We start from the raw sequence: 18,601 nt of genomic DNA on the forward strand, positions 1-18,601 counted from the left end.
ACCACTGCGGCAGTGCTCCGGATTGCGCACGATGTCAGAGCAGGTGATTAACCGTTCATGATGTTGACGCCACCGGTTCCAGCAGCGGCTGGCAGTTCACCCAGGCCGCCAGATCCGACCCGAACCGCTCCCGCGTCGCGAGCGCGCCGTGGTGGCTGATGAGCACCGTTTTGCCGGCCGCCCGCGCGATCAGCTGCACCTGCGCGGCCCGCTCGGCCGCGATGAACCACCAGGCCGCGGCCTCCGCCGAGTCGCCGACCGTCAGCAGCCCCTGGTTGCGCAGGACCAGCGCCTTGTACGGGCCGAGCGCGACCGCGATCCGGCCGGCGTCCCCGGCGCCCGCGTACTCGTCGAGCAGCGCGTTGTCCTCGTAGAAGGCGCAGGCCTCCTGGGTGACCGGGGCGAGCAGTTCACCGAGCGCGGCGAGCGCCCGGCCGTACGGGGCCTGCGTGCGGACGACGGCCACCACGTCGGGCCGGGCCCGGTGCACGGCCGCGTGCACGGCGAAGGCCAGCTGGTTGACCCGGCGCTCCCCCTGGCGAACCCGGCCCTCCCCGTCGACCAGCAGCAGGTCCTCGGGGCCGAGCGCCCCGAAGGCCCGGCCGAAGGGGTTCACCCAGTAGCAGTCCTCGAACTCCGGGTCCCGGGCGGAGACGTGCCCGCCCACCCCGTCCTCGTACCCGAGGCGCCCCAGCAGCCGCAGCACCGCGGCGAGCCGGTCCTTGCGGTGCGCGCGCTCCTCCTCCGCGGTGGCGAACACCGGCGGCATCTCGAAGCCCAGCCGCTCCACGGGCACGGGTTCGGGTGCGAGTGCGCGTACTGACCGCTCGGCCATGGCCCCTCCTTCAAGGTCGCGGCGCAAAGTACCGGCGACCGGGCGAAGAGGCCATACACGCGGCGAGGCCGCCGCTCCCTGCGCGGGAGCGGCGGCCTCGTCACGTACGGCGGGCGGGAGGTGCTACTCCCACTCGATGGTGCCCGGGGGCTTGCTCGTGCAGTCCAGGACCACGCGGTTGACGTCCGGGACCTCGTTGGTGATGCGGGTGGAGATCCGCGCGAGCACCTCGTACGGCATGCGCGTCCAGTCCGCGGTCATCGCGTCCTCGGAGGAGACGGGGCGCAGCACGATCGGGTGGCCGTAGGTGCGGCCGTCGCCCTGGACGCCGACGCTGCGGACGTCCGCGAGCAGGACGACCGGGCACTGCCAGATCTCGCGGTCCAGACCGGCCGCCGTGAGCTCTTGGCGGGCGATGGCGTCGGCCTCGCGGAGCAGGTCCAGACGCTCCCTGGTGACCTCGCCGACGATGCGGATGCCCAGGCCGGGGCCCGGGAACGGCTGGCGCTGGACGATCTCGGCGGGCAGGCCGAGCTCCTGGCCGACCATCCGGACCTCGTCCTTGAACAGCTGGCGCAGCGGCTCGACGAGCTCGAACTCGATGTCGTCGGGGAGCCCGCCCACGTTGTGGTGGGACTTGATGTTCGCGGTGCCGGTGCCGCCGCCGGACTCGACGACGTCCGGGTACAGGGTGCCCTGGACGAGGAAGGCGACCGCGGGGCCGTCCTCCTGGAGGATCTCCAGCTGGGCCTGCTCGAAGACGCGGATGAACTCGCGACCGATGATCTTGCGCTTGGTCTCCGGGTCGGAGACCCCGGCCAGCGCGTCCAGGAAGCGCTCCTGGGCGTCGACGACCTTCAGCTGCACACCGGTGGCGGCGACGAAGTCCTTCTCGACCTGCTCGGTCTCGCCCTTGCGCATCAGGCCGTGGTCGACGTAGACGCAGGTGAGCTGCGAGCCGATGGCCTTCTGCACGAGCGCCGCGGCGACCGCGGAGTCCACGCCGCCGGACAGGCCGCAGATGGCGCGCTTGTCGCCGACCTGCTCGCGGATGGCCGCGACCTGCTCCTCGACGATGTTGCCGGGGGTCCAGGTGGGCTTGAGGCCCGCGCCCCGGTAGAGGAAGTGCTCCAGGATCTGCTGGCCGTGCGTGGAGTGCATCACCTCGGGGTGGTACTGCACGCCGTAGAGCTTCTTCTCGTCGTTCTCGAAGGCCGCGACCGGTACGACGTCGGTCGACGCGGTGACGGTGAAGCCCTCGGGGGCGGCGGAGCAGGCGTCGCCGTGGGACATCCACACCGACTGGCTCTCGGGGGTGCCCTCGAAGAGGGTGGATCCGGCCTTGGAGACCGCCAGCGGGGTACGCCCGTACTCGCGCGAGCCGGTGTTGTCGACGGTGCCGCCGAGGGTGACCGCCATCAGCTGGAAGCCGTAGCACATGCCGAAGACGGGGACGCCGGCCTCGAAGATCGCGCCGTCGAGCTGGGGGGCGCCCTCCTCGTACACGGAGGACGGGCCGCCGGACAGGATGATCGCCTTCGGGTTCTTGGCGAGCATCTCGGCCACGGGCATCGTGCTGGGCACGACCTCGGAGTAGACCCGTGCCTCGCGGACGCGGCGGGCGATCAGCTGCGCGTACTGGGCGCCGAAGTCGACGACGAGAACCGTGTCCGGGGCGCTGTCGTGGGTGGCGAAGGTGGCTTCTGGCACGGGGCAGGCCTTCCGGCGGAAGAGGGGGTTGTTTTGTCGATTCTAACGGGGGACGGACGGCCCTCTTCGTCTCACTGTCCGAACCGGCTTGGCACGGAGCGGGACAGAGGGTAATAATCCCTCCATGCGCAAGCAGCTGAGCTTCCTCTTTACCTATGGCACCGGCCGGTCCGGTCGCCATGGGTCATCGTGATGCTCGCTTGAGCCGCTGACTTCCCAGAGCGCCCCGGTCCGACAGGACCGGGGCGCTCTGGCGTTCCCGCTCCTGCCGGACCTCACCCCACCCACAGGAGACCGACCATGAGCACGATCACCACCACCCCCGAGCAGCTGATCGCCGGCTCCCGCGAGCGGATCGACGCCCTCGACGACCGGATCATCGGCCTGATCCAGGAGCGGATGGCCGTCTCTGCCGTCATCCAGGAGGCCCGGATCGGCTCGGGCGGACGCCGGGTGCACCTGTCGCGGGAGATGGAGGTGCTGGGGCACTGGAGCGACGCCCTCGGCAAGCCCGGCACCACGCTCGCGATGACCCTGCTGGAGCTGTGCCGCGGCCGGGTGTGAACCGTGGCCGGCTGTGAACCGTGGCCGGGCACGGGACGGAGCCCGGCCCCGTAACGCGTGTTCGTCACCCGTCCGGACCGTGACCGCCCCAGCGGCCCTTCGTTGATGCGGGTGTCCGTGCCAGCCAGGCGCGGGAGCGCAGCACCACGCGTGGCTCAGCTGGAGCAATGAGACGCACCCTCTGCGGGCGTGCGTCGTGGGACCTCGCTCCTTCATGTGACCGGACGGCAGGGGACAGCAGCCCGGTCACCACAAGAAGACGGCCGGCCCGGGGGACGCCCCGGACCGGCCGTTCTTCGTTCGCGCACGGCGGCCCGCGTACAGCGGTCCGCGTACAGCAGTCCGCGTACAGCAGTCCGCGTACGGCCCTGCCTGGCTACGTGGCTACGCGACTACGCGCGCCCGGCGGCCCTGCGGCGGAACAGCACGAACAGCGCGCCACCGGCGGCGACGAGAGCGGCCGCGCCGATCGCGATCGGGCCGGCGGTGCTGCCGGTGGAGGCCAGGCCGCCACTGGGCTTCGGGGTGTTGCCGGTGCTCGGCGTGGCCGACGGGGTGACCGTGGCCCCGGGGGGCGGGGTGGCGGTGGGGGTTGCCGTCGGGCCCGGGGTCGGCGTGGTGCCGCCGTCCTTGGCGTTGATCACGAAGGCGGCCTTGTTGTTGGCGTGGTTCGGGTCCCAGTCCTGCGGCAGGGTGCCCTTGTCGGACCACTGGCCGACCGAGACGGACCCGGTGGCGTCCGCGACGACCTTGTCGATCTTCAGCTCGAACGGGTAGGAGGCCTTCTCGGTCTCCCCCACGATGTGGGTGGTGGCGCAGAAGTAGCGCGGGGCGCCGAGGAACTGTTCGCGGTAGCTGCCGTCGGCGTTGACGCCGGTGCACTGCTTCGGAGCCTTCGTCACCGTCGCACCCTGCGGGATCACGATGTCGGTCCGGGCGACGTCCTCGCCCGAGCGCAGGTAGGCGACCCACGCCGGTCCCTTGTTGTCGAAACCGAAGTCGGCCTTCACGGTCTCGCCGGCCTTGCCCTTGAGGGAGACGGCGCGGGCCACGAAGTCGGCGGTGTTCTTCGTCTGGAAGTCGAACTCCTGCTGGTTGTTCCACGGGTCGAGGTCCGCGGCCTGGCGGCCGGCCGCCTTGGCCGCGCGCTCCGTGACCTTCAGCTTCTTGCCCGTGCTCGGCTTGCCGAGTTTGCGCGTGGTCTTCGGCTGGTCGCCCGCGGCGTGCACCGAGTAGGTCATGCCGTCGATGAAGGCGTGCGGGGCCGCCTTGAGGGTCAGCGCCTCGACCGTCTCGTAGACCGCGCCCGCCTTGAACTCGCCGTCGAGGAGGCACACCGTGCTGCCCCAGCCCGCGTTCCACGGCTGGCCCGGGTCGCCGTCCTCGCTGTACGAGCAGTTGTCGTACTTCTCGACCAGCCCGATGCCGTGGGTGGTGTTCATCTCGAGCGCCACACCGTTGACGGACTCGGTGCCCTCGTTGCCGAAGACGATCGGCAGCGGCTGCGTCTCGCCCGGGACCAGCTTCGCCTTGAGGGCGGCCGGCTCCATCACCAGGTCGGGGCCGCCCACCTTGACCTTGGTGGTGGCGGCCTTGAAGGTGGCGCCCTCCGCCTTGCCGGTCATCGTCAGGTCGACGACCGTGCCGACCTTGCTGCCCTTGGCGGCGGAGAGGTCCAGGGTGACGACTCCGCTGCTGTGCGTCCACAGCGCCCAGTCCCTGCAGGTCACCGCGGCGGCGGTGAGGGTGCAGTCGTTCGCCCGGTCCTCGGGGAACGCCACGTCGACGACGCCCTTGAGCGCGCTCAGGTCGATCGTGAAGGTGCTCTGCCGGTCGAAGACGTTCCCCGTCTCGTTCTCGACGCGGAACTCGACCGAGGTCTTCTCCGGCGCACCGCCCCCGGCGTTCGGGCGCAGGCCCACCGCCGAAGGGCTGGTGATCGTGAAGACGGGATCCGCGGCGTTCGCGGGGGTGGTGGCCAGACCGACGGTCACCAGGCCGGCAGCTGCCAGCAGGGAGATGCGCTTTCTCATGCCGATCCTGACCAGTGACGGCTCTCCTCGGTTGTACCGCTCACCGTGTGACGGAGGACACAGCTACCGTGGCCGGATTCCGGTACAACCATCGGGCTTGAACATCTGTCACCTATGTACCTCGGTGGGTACCGCACTCGGAGGGGGAGTGCGGTACCCACCGGTGTCATCCGGCGGTGTCACCCAGTGGTGTCACCGGCGGGTTCCGGTGCGCGCGGCGGAACCTCCGGGACCGCCAGGAACGGCAGGCGCAGCGCCCCGAAGGCCTCTTTCGGTACGGCCGGACGGGCCGGTTCCACCGCCGCCAGGCGGACGTAGGCCTCGCCCTGCTCCGGGCGCCGGTCGGGCTCGCCGTTGTTCGGCCAGTAGGACATCGCCCGTTCCGCTTGTGCGGTGATCGTCAGCGACGGGTTGACCCCGAGGTTCGCGGAGACCGCCGAGCCGTCCACCACCGAGATGCCCGGGTGCCCGTAGAGCCGGTGGTACGGGTCGACCACGCCCTCCCCGGGCGAGGCGCCGATCGGGCAGCCTCCGAGGAAGTGCGCCGTCAGCGGGGTGCCCATCAGCTCGCCGATGTTGCTGCCCGGGAATCCGTTGATCTCCTCGGCCAGCAGCGTCGCCGCCTGCGTGGCCTCGGCGATCTGCACCGGGTTGGGCGCGCCGTGGCCCTGGCGGGCGGTGAGCAGGCCCTTCCCGATGCCGCCGGGCTTGCGGTAGGTGGTCAGGGAGTTGTCCAGGGACTGCATGACCAGGCCGATGATGGTCCGCTCCGACCAGCGCCGGTTGGACAGCGAGCGCAGCAGCTGGACGGGGTGCCTGGCGGTCCGCCCGAACCAGGCCCGGACCCGGTGCGGGGCGTACGGGACCTGGAGGATCGTCATGAACCCCATCGCGTTGGAGCCCTTGCCGTAGCGCACCGGCTCGATGTGCGTGTCGGCGTTGGGGTGCACGGAGGAGGTGATGGCCACGCCCCGCGTGAAGTCGGCGCGCTTGTCCTTGCCGTGCCGCTTGCGGTAGCGGCGGTCGTCGGTCTGGGCGCCCACGAGTCCTTCGGAGTTGGTCCGGGTCAGATCGCCGAGCCGCTCCGAGAGGCGGGGCAGCTCGCCCAGGTCCTTCATCGTGTGCAGCAGGGTCTGGGTCCCGTAGGTGCCCGCCGCGACGACCACGTAGCGGGCGCGCAGCACCTTCGCCCGGGCCCGGCGGCGGCCGTCGGTGGGGACCGTGCGGACGCGGTGGCCGCCGGCCGGGTCCTCGGAGAGGGCGGTGACGGTGGTCATCGGGTGGATGACGGCGCCGGCCCGCTCCGCGAGGTGCAGGTAGTTCTCGTTGAGGGTGTTCTTCGCGCCGTGCCGGCAGCCGGTCATGCACTCGCCGCATTCGGTGCACGCCTTGCGGGCGGGCCCGGCGCCGCCGAAGTACGGGTCGGCCACCTCCTCGCCCGGGCGGACCCCGCTCTGGCCCTCGGCGTCGTCCCCGTCCCCGAAGAAGACGCCGACCGGGGCCATGTGGAAGGAGTCGGCGACGCCCATCCTGGCGGCGGCCGCCTTGAGGTGGACGTCGGAGGGGGTGGTCGTCGGGTTCAGCCGTACCCCCAGCATCCGCTTGGCCTGGTCGTAGTAGGGGGCCAGCTCGGCCTGCCAGTCCGTGATGGACGCCCACTGCCGGTCCTCGAAGAAGGCGGTGGGAGGCACGTAGAGGGTGTTGGCGTAGTTCAGCGACCCGCCGCCCACCCCGGCGCCCGCGAGGACCATCACGTTGCCGAGGAGGTGGATGCGCTGGATCCCGTACAGCCCGAGGGCCGGGGCCCACAGGTAGTTGCGCAGGTCCCAGCTGTTCTTCGGCAGGCCCTCGCGGGTGAACCGGCGTCCCGCCTCCAGGACGCCGACCCGGTAGCCCTTCTCGGAGAGCCGCAGCGCCGAGACCGACCCCCCGAAACCCGATCCGATGACGATGACGTCGTAGTCGTAGTCGTAGTCGTAGTCGTAGTCGTAGTCGTACGACACTGCGGTGCCTCCCGAACGGAACGGACTGGGACTAGCGGACTGGGACTAGCGGAGTCGGAACGCCTTCATGACCTTGAGGCTGCGCGTCATGAACGCCGCGTACTTCTCGTCGTCCATGCCGAGCGACGGGGCCATCGGCAGCAGCCGCTGCTCGGCGACGGTCTGGGCCTCGGTGTACTTGAGGATGCCCTCGGAGCCGTGGCGGCGGCCGAGGCCCGATTCCTTCATGCCGCCCATGGGCGCCTGGGCGCTGCCGTAGGCCGGGGCGTAGCCCTCGTTGATGTTGACGGTGCCGGTGCGCAGGCGGGCCGATACGGCGTGCCCGCGGCGGGAGTCCTTCGTCCAGACGCTGGAGTTCAGGCCGTAGGCGGTCGCGTTGGCCTCTTCGATGACCTCGTCCTCGTCGGTGAAGCGGTAGATCGAGACGACCGGACCGAAGGTCTCCTCCCCGCACACCGCCATCGCGGCCTCGACGCCGTCGAGGATGGTCGGCTCGTAGAAGAGCGGGCCGATGTCGGGGCGGGCCACGCCTCCGGTGACGAGGGTGGCGCCCTTGGCCACGGCGTCGTCCACGTGCCGCTGCACGGCCTCCAGCTGGCGCTCGCCGGCCAGGGAGCCCATGTCGGCGCCATAGGCGAGGGAGGAGCCGAGACGCATGGCCTTCGTCCGGGCGGCGAAGCGGGCGACGAACTCGTCGGCGATCGAGGCGTGGACGTAGAGCCGCTCGATGGAGATGCAGAGCTGGCCGGCGGAGGAGAAGCAGGCGCGGACGGCTCCGGCGGCGGCCTTCTCCACGTCGGCGTCACGCAGGACGAGCATGGCGTTCTTGCCGCCGAGTTCGAGGGAGGCCCCGATCAGGCGGGCGGCCGCGCCCTGGGCGACTTCCCGGCCGGTACGCGTGGAGCCGGTGAACGAAACGTAGTCGGCGTGCCGGACCACCTCGGGGCCGACGACCGGGCCCTCGCCGAGGACGATCTGGAACACCTCGGCCGGCAGACCCGCCTCGATCATCAGGTCTCGGGCCCACAGGGCGGTGAGCGCGGTCTCGGTGTCGGGCTTCATCACGACGGCGTTGCCGGCGACGAAGGCGGGCAGCGCGTCACCGATGGACAGCTCGAGGGGGTAGTTCCAGGGGGCGATCTGGCCGATGACCCCGCGCGGCTGGCGCAGCTCGGTGACCTTGGTCAGGGTGGGCATGGCGCCCGTGTGCCCCTTGGCCCGCAGGTACGAGGGGGCCTTGCGGCCGTAGTGGCGGGCGGCGATCGAGACGGCCTGGACCTCCTCGTGGGCGTGCAGGCGGGCCTTGCCGGTCTCGAGCTGGATCAGGTCGAGCACCTCGGCCTGGCGGGACAGGACCAGGTCGTGGAAGCGCAGCAGTACGGCGGCCCGCGCGCGGACGGGCACGGCAGCCCAGGCGGGCTGCGCGGCGCGGGCCGCGGCGAAGGCCTCCGCCACGTCCTGCGGCGTGGCCTCCGGCAGGTCCGCGAGCTCGTTTCCGGTGAAGGGGCTGTGGTTGGCGGTGCGGCCGGAGCCGGCCACGCCGCGGGTCAGCCGGGCGACCAGTTCGGGGGTCACCACGTCGGCGGCGCTCCGGGCGCCTGCCGGGGCCGGGGCGACCGGATTGGTGGGCTGCGGGGCGCTGCGGAGGGGGGCCGGGGCCTGCGTGTCCGTCATGGCCGTGAGCGTATTGCGCCAGGGGGTGCTTTGGGTACCCGCCGGTAACCGGATTTTGCCATTTACGCCAGTGATCGCTGGCAGGATGGCGGAAACGGGCTCAGCCGGCCGGTGGCTGCCAGCCGCTGAGCACGGTGTCGAACTGCGCCCGGGTCGTCTCCCACTCCGCCGCCGGACCCGACATGTACACCGCGTACTCGGTGCCGTCCTGCTCGTAGTACATCTGCTCGACGGCCCGCCGGGGGCCGGTGGCCGCCCCCGTCTTCTCGGTCAGGCTGAACTCCCACAGCGCGGCCTTGACCTGGCCCCGGAAGGTGTTCTGGTGCAGGGTCTGGCGCACGTAGTCGGAGCGCTTGGCCAGCTGCTTCTCCAGGTCCAGCATGTGCATGTACGGGTTGTCGAACTCCGGCTTCGCCGTCACCGCGAGCCGGATGAAGTGCTTGCCGCCGTCCGGCGTGTAGTCGATCTGCGTCCCGTCCATCCGGCGCGTCCAGCCGTTCGGCACGAAGAGGGTGAAGCCCTGCGGATCGACGACCTTGCGCCAGCCGGCCGGCGCGACCGCCTCCTTCTGCGCCTCGACGTCCCCGGAACCGGCCGAGGTGCCGGGCGCCCCGTTCGTCACGTCCGATCCCTTCCCGGCGCCCCCGTCATCCGCGCCGCCGGTGTACTTCAGCACCCCGAAGACCCCGCCGCCGCCGATCAGCGCCGCCACCAGAGCGACGACGGCCGCGCGCCGGACACGGCCGGGGGCGGGCGCGGGGGCTCCCGCGCCGTCGCGCCGGTCCGCGGCGGGCGGCCCGGCCTCGGACCTCACCAGGTACTCCGGCTCCTGCTCCCGCGCCGGCTCCGGCCACGTCTGCGCGCCCGGGTACCGGCCGTGGGCCTGGCCCTGTGCGGTCTGGCCCTGTGGGGTCTGGCCCTGTGCCGTCTGGCCCTGGCCGTGTTCGCCGGGGAGCGCCGCCGTTTCCGGGTCCGTGCGGTCGTTGCGGGCGGGGGCCAGCTCCTCGGAGCCCAGCGCGCGCGTCGGTACGTAGGCGTGCGCCGCCTTCGGCTCCCGGCCCTCCATCGCCTCCAGCAGCATCTGCTCGGCCTCGGCGGCCGACGGCCGCTTCGCCGGGTCCTTGCGCAGCAGCGCCGTGATCACCGGGGCCAGCGCGCCCGCGTGGGTCGGGGCGGGCGGCTCGTCGTTCACCACCGCCTGGAGGCTGGAGATCGGCGAGGTGCGGCGGAACGGCGAACGGGCCTCGACCGCCGTGTACAGCGTCGCGCCCAGCGACCACAGGTCGGAGGACGGATCGGGGGGACCGCCCGTGACCCGCTCGGGAGCCAGGTAGTCGATGGAACCGATGAGTTCACCGGTGCGCGTGATGGAGGAGTCGCCCTCGATCGCGGCGATGCCGAAGTCCGCGAGCATCACCCGCCCGTCCTTGGCCAGCATCACGTTGCCCGGCTTCACGTCCCGGTGCAGTACGCCGACCGCGTGCGCGGCACGCAGCGCGCCCAGCACGTGCAGCCCGATCCGGGCCGCCTCGCGGGGCTCGATCCGGCCGGCCGTCTTCGCCGCGTCCGCGAGGGAGGGGCCGTCGATGTACTCCATGACGATCCACGGCCGGTCGTCGTGTTCCAGCACGTCGTGGACGGTGACGACCGCCGGGTGCTGGATGCGGGCCGCGGCCCGGGCCTCCTTCTGCGTCCGGGCGTGCATGACGTCCCGGTCGGCCTGGGCGACGTACAGGCCCGCCGTCAGTTCCTTGACGGCGACCGTCCTGTGCAGCAGCTCATCGTGTGCGCGCCACACCTTGCCCATGCCGCCCCTGCCGATGGACTCCACGAGCCGGTACCGGCCCGCGAGCACCGCACCCGCGCCTGTCTGCTGTTCCACGAGTCTCCGCCGCCGCTCTGTGCACTTCCGGCCAGACTACGGAGCCCCCGGGCGCTGCCGGTACCTCTCGGCGACGGTTGGGCCGCACTGTGACGCAATCGCCGTACTGAGTCCCCGTCAGCCGCCGTTCTTGTAACTGGCCGTCGCCTGCTCGAAGACCTCGGTGACCTTGCCCTCCTCGTCGACCGGGCCGGTGACCAGGACGATGTGGTACGAACCTCCGAGCGCGACGACGAAATTGCGGGCCACGACGGAGCGGCCGTTGCCGTCGATCCAGGTGTACCGGCCGGTGACGCGGAGCTGGTTGCCGACCTTGGTGGACTTGATGTCGCTGACGCTGGACCAGGTGGAGGAGCGGTACGGAGCCAGCTCGGGCTCCTTGTCCTTCTGGTAGGTGGCCGGGTCGGGGTTGCCCTCCGCCTTGTCCCGGCCGGGGACGACGGTCAGGGCGAACTCCCCCTCCGTGTAGCGCACCTGACCGGACTCGTTCATTCCGCGACGGTCCCAGCCGTTCGGGACGTTGATCTGGAAGTGCTCGGCGTCCTGCTGGGCGGTGTACCCGGGCGGGGCGGGGGCCGCGGTCTGGGTCGCGGGCCTGGACTCGGGCGGACTCGCGGAGGGGCTCGGGGCCGGACCGGAACCGCTCGGCTTCGGGCTGCGGCCCGGGCTCGGCGGATGCGTCGCGGCCGGCTGCCCCATCCCGGCGGCCTTCTGACCGCCGCCCTGCGGATCGGCGGAGCGGGGCATGAAGAACATGGCGTAGGCCACGCTCCCCGCGAGCAGGACCATGACCCCGAGCAGCAGGGACCGCCCCAGCGAGCGCGGCTTGCGGGGGTGTTCGGCGCTGCGGTGCCTGCCGTGCAGATCGGCCCGCCGCCGTACGACGGGCAGCCGGGCGGGATCGGGCTCCGGCATCGGGAGCAGCCCGGTGAAGCCGCCGTCGGGCTCCGGCGCCGACCGCACGAGGGACCGCAGCCAGCCGCGGAGCTCCTCGAAGTCGGGGCGCTCGGTCGGGTCCTGACGCAGCAGGGACTCCACGACCGGGCGCAGCGGGCCGCACTCCTCGGCGAAGGCGGGGGGCTCGGCGCAGACCATCTCCACGAGCTCGGCGACGCTGTCCTCGGGGTACGGTGCGTGGCCCTGCACGGCCCGGTACAGCAGCGCGCCGAGCCCCCACAGATCGGTGGCCGGCCCGACGGGCGCGGCCAGTTGCCACGGCCCGTGCACGGCCTGCGCCTGCTCGGGAGCCCACCGCTCGGTCACCGCGCCGACCACGGCCATCCGCGTCTGGCGGGCCCGCTCGGCATCGAGCCCGCTGCGCGGGCCGCTCCCCCACCCGGCCCGCACGCCGGTGTCCGCGGGCCGCACGCCGGTGTCCGCGGGCCGTACGCCATCGCCTGCGGCCCGTCCGCCCTCGGCCGCGGCCCACCCGGCATCGCCGGGGGCCCGCTCCTGCCCGGGGACTGGGCCGGGGCCGGGGCCGGGGCCGGAGCTGGAACCGGGGCCGGGGCCGCCGCTGTTCGGCAGCGCCCGGGTGTCCGGCAGTGCCTGGGTGTCCGGCAGTGCCCGGCTGCTGCCCGGCAGCGCCTGGTACTGCGCGCCGTCGCCGTTCGGCAGCGCCTGGTACTGCGCGCCGCCGTTCGCCGGGGCCCGGTACTGCGCGCCGCCGCTGTCCGGCAGCGCCCGGTACTGCGCTCCGGGCCGCGGGTGGGCCTGGGCGGGGGCCTCCGCCGGGGGCGGGCCCTCGGGTATCCGGCCCTCTCCCGGCCGGGTGTGTCCCCGTTCGGCCGGGGGCTGCGGGCCGGTGGCACTTCCCTGCCCGGGTCCGGAGGGCGAAGGCGCACCACCGCCCGGGGCGTCCGCCTGGTGGTAGCCCTGGGGAAGGGCGAGTTGCGCGGGCAGTGCGGCGCGGGTCGGCGGGGTCTGCGGCTCCGCTTCGCCCGGGGGCAGGGCCTGGCGGCGCGGGGTGGCGCCGTGCCAGGTCGCGCCGCTGTCCGGGCCGCCGTACGGGTACGAGTACCCCTTCGGCAGTGTCGACCCCTCCGGCCGCGGCTCCGCCGGAGTCCGCTCCGGGTCCGGTGCGGACTCCGCCCCGGCCTTGCGCTGCTCGGTGATCCGCGCGGCGGCCTGCGCCCCGGCCCGGTACGCGGCGATGGCCCCGGCCCGTGCGGCGGACTTCAGATCGGGCTGCTCCGCCGCGGATTCGGTGGCCCCGGAGGCTCCGGCGGCCCCGGTGGCGATGTGGTCGTTGTAGCGCGGCCCCGTGTCGTATCCCGGGGCCACGATCGGCGCGTACCCGGCGCCCTGGGCCGCCGGACCCGGACCGGCGCCCCGGGCCTCCGGCTCGGCTGCGTCACCCGCATCCCATCCGGAAGCACCACCCGGGCCCGCCGCGGGCGCGGTCCCGTACCGGTCGACTTGCCCGCTGCCGGTCCCCGGGTCAGGGCCGGGTCCCTGCCCGTACCCGGAGCCGTACCCGGAGTCGTACCCGGCCGCCGACGGGCCACCCGTGCCAGTACCCGTACCCAGGGCCGGGCCCGTGTCCGTACCCCGCACCGCCCATCCGGGCGGTGTGGCCGAGGGGTGGTCCGTGCCCTCCGGTGAGGGGACCGGGTCGTACCCGCACAGGGCGTCCTCCGCCGCCCCCGCGGCCAGGCCCGTCAGTACGACCCGCCCGTCCTCGCAGATCAGGACCGTCCGCATGGTGATGTTCCGGTGCGTCCACCCGTGCGCGTGCAGCACCCGCAACGCGGTCAGCACGTCCGCCGCCACTTCCGCCGCCCGGTACGGGCTCAGCGGTTCCTCGGCGATCAGCGCCGCCAGCGGCCGGGCCGGGACGAGCTCGCTCACTATCCACAGCGACCCGCCCTCGGCGAACACGTCGAAGACCTGGTCCAGCCGGGGATGGTCCGGTACGGACGCGGCCGCCTGCGCCGCCGCGATCGCCCTGCGCACGGCGGGCAGTTCCGCGGCAGCGGTGCGCCTGCCCCCGGCGGCGGCCGGACCGCCGCGCGTGCCGTCCAGCAACTCCGCGTCGACGACCTCCGGCAACGGCACCTGCCGTACGAGGACTTCCTGGCCGCTGCGCGTGTCGAAGGCCCGGGTCTCGATCAGTTCGTACTCGTCGGACGGCGGCAATGGCAGACGGTAGCGCTCGGCCAGGATCCGGCCCGCGTAGTCCTCCACATCGCCTCCCCCGAGAGCTGCGGGGCCAACCCCTTGGCCCCGCTGACACGATACGTCGCCCGGGCCGCCCGCGTCCCGGCCCTGACGAGGCTCGCCCCGAGCGGTTCGCGACCCGGGTCAGCCCAGCGGCTGGAAGCTCTCGAATGCCGTGCTGCGCAGCTGCGTGCACTCCGCCGCGTCCCACTGGTCGGCGAGGCAGGTGATCATGATGGCGTAGCCGTGCTTCGCGTCCATCTTGAATCCGCGGTCGAGCACGTGGACGCGCACGTCCTTCTGTTCCCGCTCGAACTCCCAGTCGGCGACGGTCGGGTACCCCCGGTAGTTCACCGGTTCGAGCTTCAGCAGCTTGTAGTTCTTGCTGCTGCCCGCCACGGCCGGGGCCAGCTCCAGCCAGGCCGCGCGCGCGTCGTCCCTCGGGGAGCTGTTGAAGTCGATCTGGATGCGCGGGAAGCCGCCGTCGCGGCTGTATATGACCCCGTCGTTCTTGCCTATGGTGCCGGTCTGCTTGAAGCCCTCGGGCATGGCCATGGCGAAGTGGAAGCCGGGATCGGTCACCTGCGCGTACCCGGGCGGGAGCCCGCCCCCGGCGCCCCCGGGCGTGGCGCCCTGGCCCTGGCCGGAGTTGGCGCCGGTGCCGGTGCCGTCGCCCGTGCCGGTGCCCGGCGTCTGGCCCGTACCCGGCGAAGCGGCGCCGCCACTGGCCGCGCCGCCCGCGCCCTGCTCACCGGACTTCGGCGAGGGTGACGGCGAGGGCGAGGAACCGGGGCCGGGGCTCGACGCGGCGGCCGAGTGTCCGCCGCCCTTGCCGTCCTTCGGCGAACCGTCCTTGTCGTCGCCGCTGACGGCGTACGCGATGAGCGAGCCGATGACGGCGAGGACGACGAGCACGCCGGCTATCGCGAGCGCGATGGTGCGGCGCGGCATCACATCGGTGAGCGGCGCCGCGACGGGCGCGGGGCGCGAAGCCGGGGGCCCGGCGGGGGTCGAGGCCGCGGCGGCTGCGCTGGCGGCGGCCGCCTTGCGGGCCGACTTCAGCGCCGCGCGGGCACGCTCGCGCTGCTCGCGCTCCCGGCGCTCGCGTTCCTTCTTCTCCGTCTTCTCGGCGGCCTTCGCGGCCTTCTCGGCGGCCGCCTTCTCCGCCGCGTCCTGGGCCTCGGCGAGCGATATCTGCCGGGTTTCCTCCGCGCTCGGGGCGGCCACGGGAGCCGGCTCCTCGGGCGCTTCGATCACGGCGGTGAGCATCGCCCGCGCGCGGTCGTCGTCGAGCCGGTGGGCCGGGTCCTTGACCAGCAGGCCGTAGATGACCTCGGTCAGCGGACCGGCGTTCTTCGGCGGATCGACGGGCTCGGTCATCACCGCGGTCAGCGTCGCGAGGGCCGAACCCTTGTCGTACGGGGGCACGCCCTCGACGGTCGCGTACAGCAGTCCGCCCAGCGACCACATGTCCGCGGGCGGGCCGGGGCGGTGGCCGCGGGCGCGCTCGGGGGAGATGTACGAGGGGGCGCCGACGAGCATGCCGGTGGAAGTGACCGAGGGGTCGCCCTCGACCTGGGCGATGCCGAAGTCGGTGAGGACCACGCGGCCGTTGCCGTGGTCTGCGAGGAGCACGTTGGAGGGCTTGACGTCCCGGTGCAGGATGCCCTGGCGGTGGGCGGCACGCAGTACGTCGAGCACGGCGAGGCCGACTTCGGCGGCGCGCCGGGGGGTGAGCGGACCGTTCTCCCGGATGAACTCCGCGAGCGAGGGGCCCTCGATGAGCTCCATGACGATCCACGGCCGGCCGTCTTCGTCGACGACGTCGTACACCGTGACGGCTCCACCGCTGCGGATCCGGGCGATGGCCTTCGCCTCACGGAGGGTACGGGTGATGAGGCGGCGCTTCTCGTCCTCGTCGACGCCGCTGCCGAAGCGGAGCTCCTTGACGGCGACCGTCCGGCCGAGGGTCTCGTCCTCGGCACGCCAGACGGTGCCCATGCCGCCCTTGCCCAGGACGTCGCCGAGCCGGTAACGGCCCGCGAGCAGCCGGCCCTCGTCCTGCGGGGTCTCCACCGCCTTGGCCGCGGCCGCCTTGACGGCGGCCGCCACCTCGTCGGCCTTGCTCATGGCGACGGGCTTGGCGTCCTCGGGCTCCGCCGCAGCGGGCTCCGCCCCGGACACGCCGCCCCGGGAGGCCTTCGGAACGACGGTCTCGGCACCCACGGGCGCCGCACCCGCACCGGACTTCGCGTCCGCGGGCTTCACCACGGACACGCCACTCCGAGCGGCCTTCGCGACGACGGGCTCAGCCCCCTCGGACTCCGCGGCAGCAGGCTTCGTCACGGATATCCCGCCCCGGGCACCCTTCGCCACGACGGGCTCGGCAGCCACGGGCTTCGCATCCTCAGGCTCCGGCGCGGCCGCAGCGCCCTTCGCCCCGGCAACAGGCTTCACCCCGTCAGCCGGCCCCACCTTCCCGGCCCCCGCCGCACCAGAAACCTTCGCGTCAGCACCCTTCGCATCCGCGGGCTCCGCCACACCAGCGGCCTCCACATCGGCGGACTTCTCCACACCAGCGGCCGTCGCCCCCGCAGACTTCGCCACACCGGCAGGCTCCGCATCCGCGGACTCCGCCGCATCAGCGGCCTTCGCGCCAGCAGCAGGCTTCGCCCCCACGGGCTTGCCCGGGCCGGCGGACTTCGCCGCCGTGGGCTGCGCCTCCTGCGGCTTCGACCCGGCTGCGGGCTTCGCCCCGTCAGGTCCCGTCCCGGCAGCGGGCTTCGCGCCCGCCGGGCGCGGGCGCCTCTGGGCGGGGGGCTTCGGGTCCGTCGGGGTGACCGCCGGAGGCACCGGCGATCCCGTCCCGACAGACGGCTCCGGCGACTCGGTGTGCTCCGGCTTCGACATGCGTCCCCTCTGCGATCGTGCCGCCTGCTCCGGTTTCCCCGGCAGTGGCCGGGGTGCCCGGTAACCCGCCCCGGCAGAACCCCCATTGTCCCTTACTCCGCAACGGACGGGAGCCCCGGGTCCGCGGTTCCCCCGACGACGTCGCGGAGTTACAACGGGACTACAACGGGACGATGTCCGGTGCCCCCAGCCTCGCCGCGTCCGCCGTCTGATCGTCCGGCTGACGCTGCGATTCCCGCTCCGCCTGAACCCTCTTCTCGTAGTGCTCGACTTCCTTCTCGATCTGCTGCTTGTCCCACCCCAGAACCGGAGCCATCAACTCCGCGCACTCCCGCGCCGATCTCGTCCCCCGGTCGAAGGTCTCGATCGAGATCCGCGTCCGCCTCGTCAGCACGTCGTCCAAGTGCCGCGCCCCCTCGTGCGAGGCCGCGTAGACCACCTCGGCCCGGAGGTAGTCGTCGGCGCCGGTCAGCGGTTCCCCGAGCGAAGGGTCCGCCGCGATCAGCGCCAGCAGTTCCTCCGTCAGCGACCCGTACCGGTTCAGGAGGTGCTCCACCCGCACCACGTGGAGTCCCGTCCGGGCGGCGATCCGCGCCCGCCCGTTCCACAGGGCCCGGTACCCCTCCGCACCCACCAGCGGCACGTCCTCCGTCACGCACGGCGCGACCCGCTGGTCCAGGGCGTGGACGGCCTCGTCCACCGCGTCCTTGGCCATCACCCGGTACGTCGTGTACTTGCCGCCGGCGACCACCACCAGCCCCGGTACCGGGTGCGCCACCGTGTGCTCGCGCGAGAGCTTGCTCGTCGCGTCCGACTCCCCGGCCAGCAGCGGCCGCAGGCCGGCGTAGACCCCCTGGACGTCGTCCCGGGTGAGCGGGACCGCGAGGACCGAGTTCACGTGCTCCAGCAGGTAGTCGATGTCGGCGCTCGACGCCGCCGGGTGCGCCTTGTCCAGGTCCCAGTCGGTGTCCGTGGTGCCCACGATCCAGTGCCGGCCCCAGGGGATGACGAACAGCACCGACTTCTCGGTGCGCAGGATGAGCCCGGTCGAGGAGTGGATCCGGTCCTTCGGGACGACCAGGTGGATGCCCTTGGACGCCCGTACGTGGAACTGCCCGCGCTCCCCGATCAGCGCCTGGGTGTCGTCCGTCCACACCCCGGTGGCATTGACGATCTGCTTCGCGCGGATCTCGTACTCCCCGCCGCCCTCCACGTCCTGCACCCGCGCGCCGACGACCCGCTCGCCCTCCCTCAGGAAGCCGACCACCCTCGCCCGGTTGGCGCACTGCGCCCCGTACGCCGAGGCCGTCCGCACCAGGGTCGCCACGTAACGCGCGTCGTCCATCTGGGCGTCGTAGTACTGCAGGGCGCCCACGAGCGCGTCCTTGCGCAGCGCCGGCGCGATCCGCAGGGCCCGCTTGCGGGACAGGTGGCGGTGCGTCGGCAGACCGCGCCCGTGGCCGCTGGAGAGCGACATGGCGTCGTACAGCGCGACGCCGGAGCCCGCGTAGAACCGCTCCCACCCCTTGTGCTGGAGCGGGTACAGGAACGGCACCGGCTTCACCAGGTGCGGGGCGAGGCGCCCCAGCAGCAGACCGCGCTCCTTCAGCGCCTCCCGCACGAGGGCGAAGTCCAGCATCTCCAGGTATCTGAGCCCGCCGTGGATGAGCTTGCTGGAGCGGCTGGAGGTGCCCGAAGCCCAGTCCCGCGCCTCCACCAGCCCGGTCGCCAGACCTCTGGTCACGGCGTCGAGGGCGGTGCCGGCGCCGACCACTCCGGCCCCGACCACCAGCACGTCCAGCTCCCGCTCGGCCATCCCGGCGAGCGCCTC

The 18,601-nt window shown here is 73.0% G+C and carries 10 protein-coding genes; 1 reads left to right on the forward strand and 9 read right to left on the reverse strand.

Annotation, left to right across the window (positions count from 1 at the left end; all coding sequences use genetic code 11):
* Positions 1-55: 55 nt before the first annotated feature.
* Positions 56-835 (reverse strand): class II aldolase/adducin family protein, encoded by a 780-nt coding sequence (locus OG904_RS10835; protein WP_405489765.1) that lies wholly within the window; start codon positions 833-835, stop codon positions 56-58.
* Positions 836-958: 123 nt separating this feature from the next.
* The gene (gene guaA, locus OG904_RS10840) at positions 959-2,545 is read right to left on the reverse strand and encodes a glutamine-hydrolyzing GMP synthase (protein ID WP_405489767.1); all 1,587 of its coding nucleotides are present in this window, start codon (positions 2,543-2,545) and stop codon (positions 959-961) included.
* Positions 2,546-2,845: 300 nt separating this feature from the next.
* On the opposite strand from guaA, the gene OG904_RS10845 reads away from it, so the two are divergent.
* Entirely contained in the window at positions 2,846-3,109 is a 264-nt protein-coding gene (locus OG904_RS10845) for a chorismate mutase (RefSeq protein ID WP_405489769.1), read from the forward strand.
* 392 nt (positions 3,110-3,501) lie between these two features.
* Here OG904_RS10845 and OG904_RS10850 read toward each other — a convergent pair whose 3' ends face one another.
* The 7 genes from OG904_RS10850 to OG904_RS10880 all read right to left on the reverse strand — a co-directional run bounded on the left by OG904_RS10850 (position 3,502) and on the right by OG904_RS10880 (position 18,586).
* On the reverse strand, positions 3,502-5,142 hold the full coding sequence (locus OG904_RS10850; protein WP_405489771.1) for a peptidase: 1,641 nt from the start codon (positions 5,140-5,142) through the stop codon (positions 3,502-3,504).
* 179 nt (positions 5,143-5,321) lie between these two features.
* On the reverse strand, positions 5,322-7,145 hold the full coding sequence (locus OG904_RS10855; RefSeq protein WP_405489773.1) for a GMC oxidoreductase: 1,824 nt from the start codon (positions 7,143-7,145) through the stop codon (positions 5,322-5,324).
* 45 nt (positions 7,146-7,190) lie between these two features.
* Entirely contained in the window at positions 7,191-8,819 is a 1,629-nt protein-coding gene (locus tag OG904_RS10860) for a succinic semialdehyde dehydrogenase (protein WP_405489775.1), read from the reverse strand.
* A 100-nt stretch (positions 8,820-8,919) separates the two neighbouring features.
* Positions 8,920-10,701, reverse strand: a complete 1,782-nt coding sequence (locus OG904_RS10865) for a serine/threonine-protein kinase (protein WP_405489777.1) — start codon at positions 10,699-10,701, stop codon at positions 8,920-8,922.
* A gap of 117 nt (positions 10,702-10,818) precedes the next feature.
* Complete coding sequence (locus OG904_RS10870) at positions 10,819-13,887, reverse strand: serine/threonine protein kinase (protein ID WP_405489779.1); 3,069 nt, start codon at positions 13,885-13,887, stop codon at positions 10,819-10,821.
* Between the two features lie 117 nt (positions 13,888-14,004).
* Positions 14,005-16,254 (reverse strand): serine/threonine-protein kinase, encoded by a 2,250-nt coding sequence (locus OG904_RS10875; protein WP_405489781.1) that lies wholly within the window; start codon positions 16,252-16,254, stop codon positions 14,005-14,007.
* 676 nt (positions 16,255-16,930) lie between these two features.
* Positions 16,931-18,586 (reverse strand): glycerol-3-phosphate dehydrogenase/oxidase, encoded by a 1,656-nt coding sequence (locus OG904_RS10880; protein WP_405497934.1) that lies wholly within the window; start codon positions 18,584-18,586, stop codon positions 16,931-16,933.
* Positions 18,587-18,601: the final 15 nt, after the last annotated feature.

Source organism: Streptomyces sp. NBC_00096 (genome assembly GCF_045041305.1).
Taxonomy (GTDB): domain Bacteria; phylum Actinomycetota; class Actinomycetes; order Streptomycetales; family Streptomycetaceae; genus Streptomyces.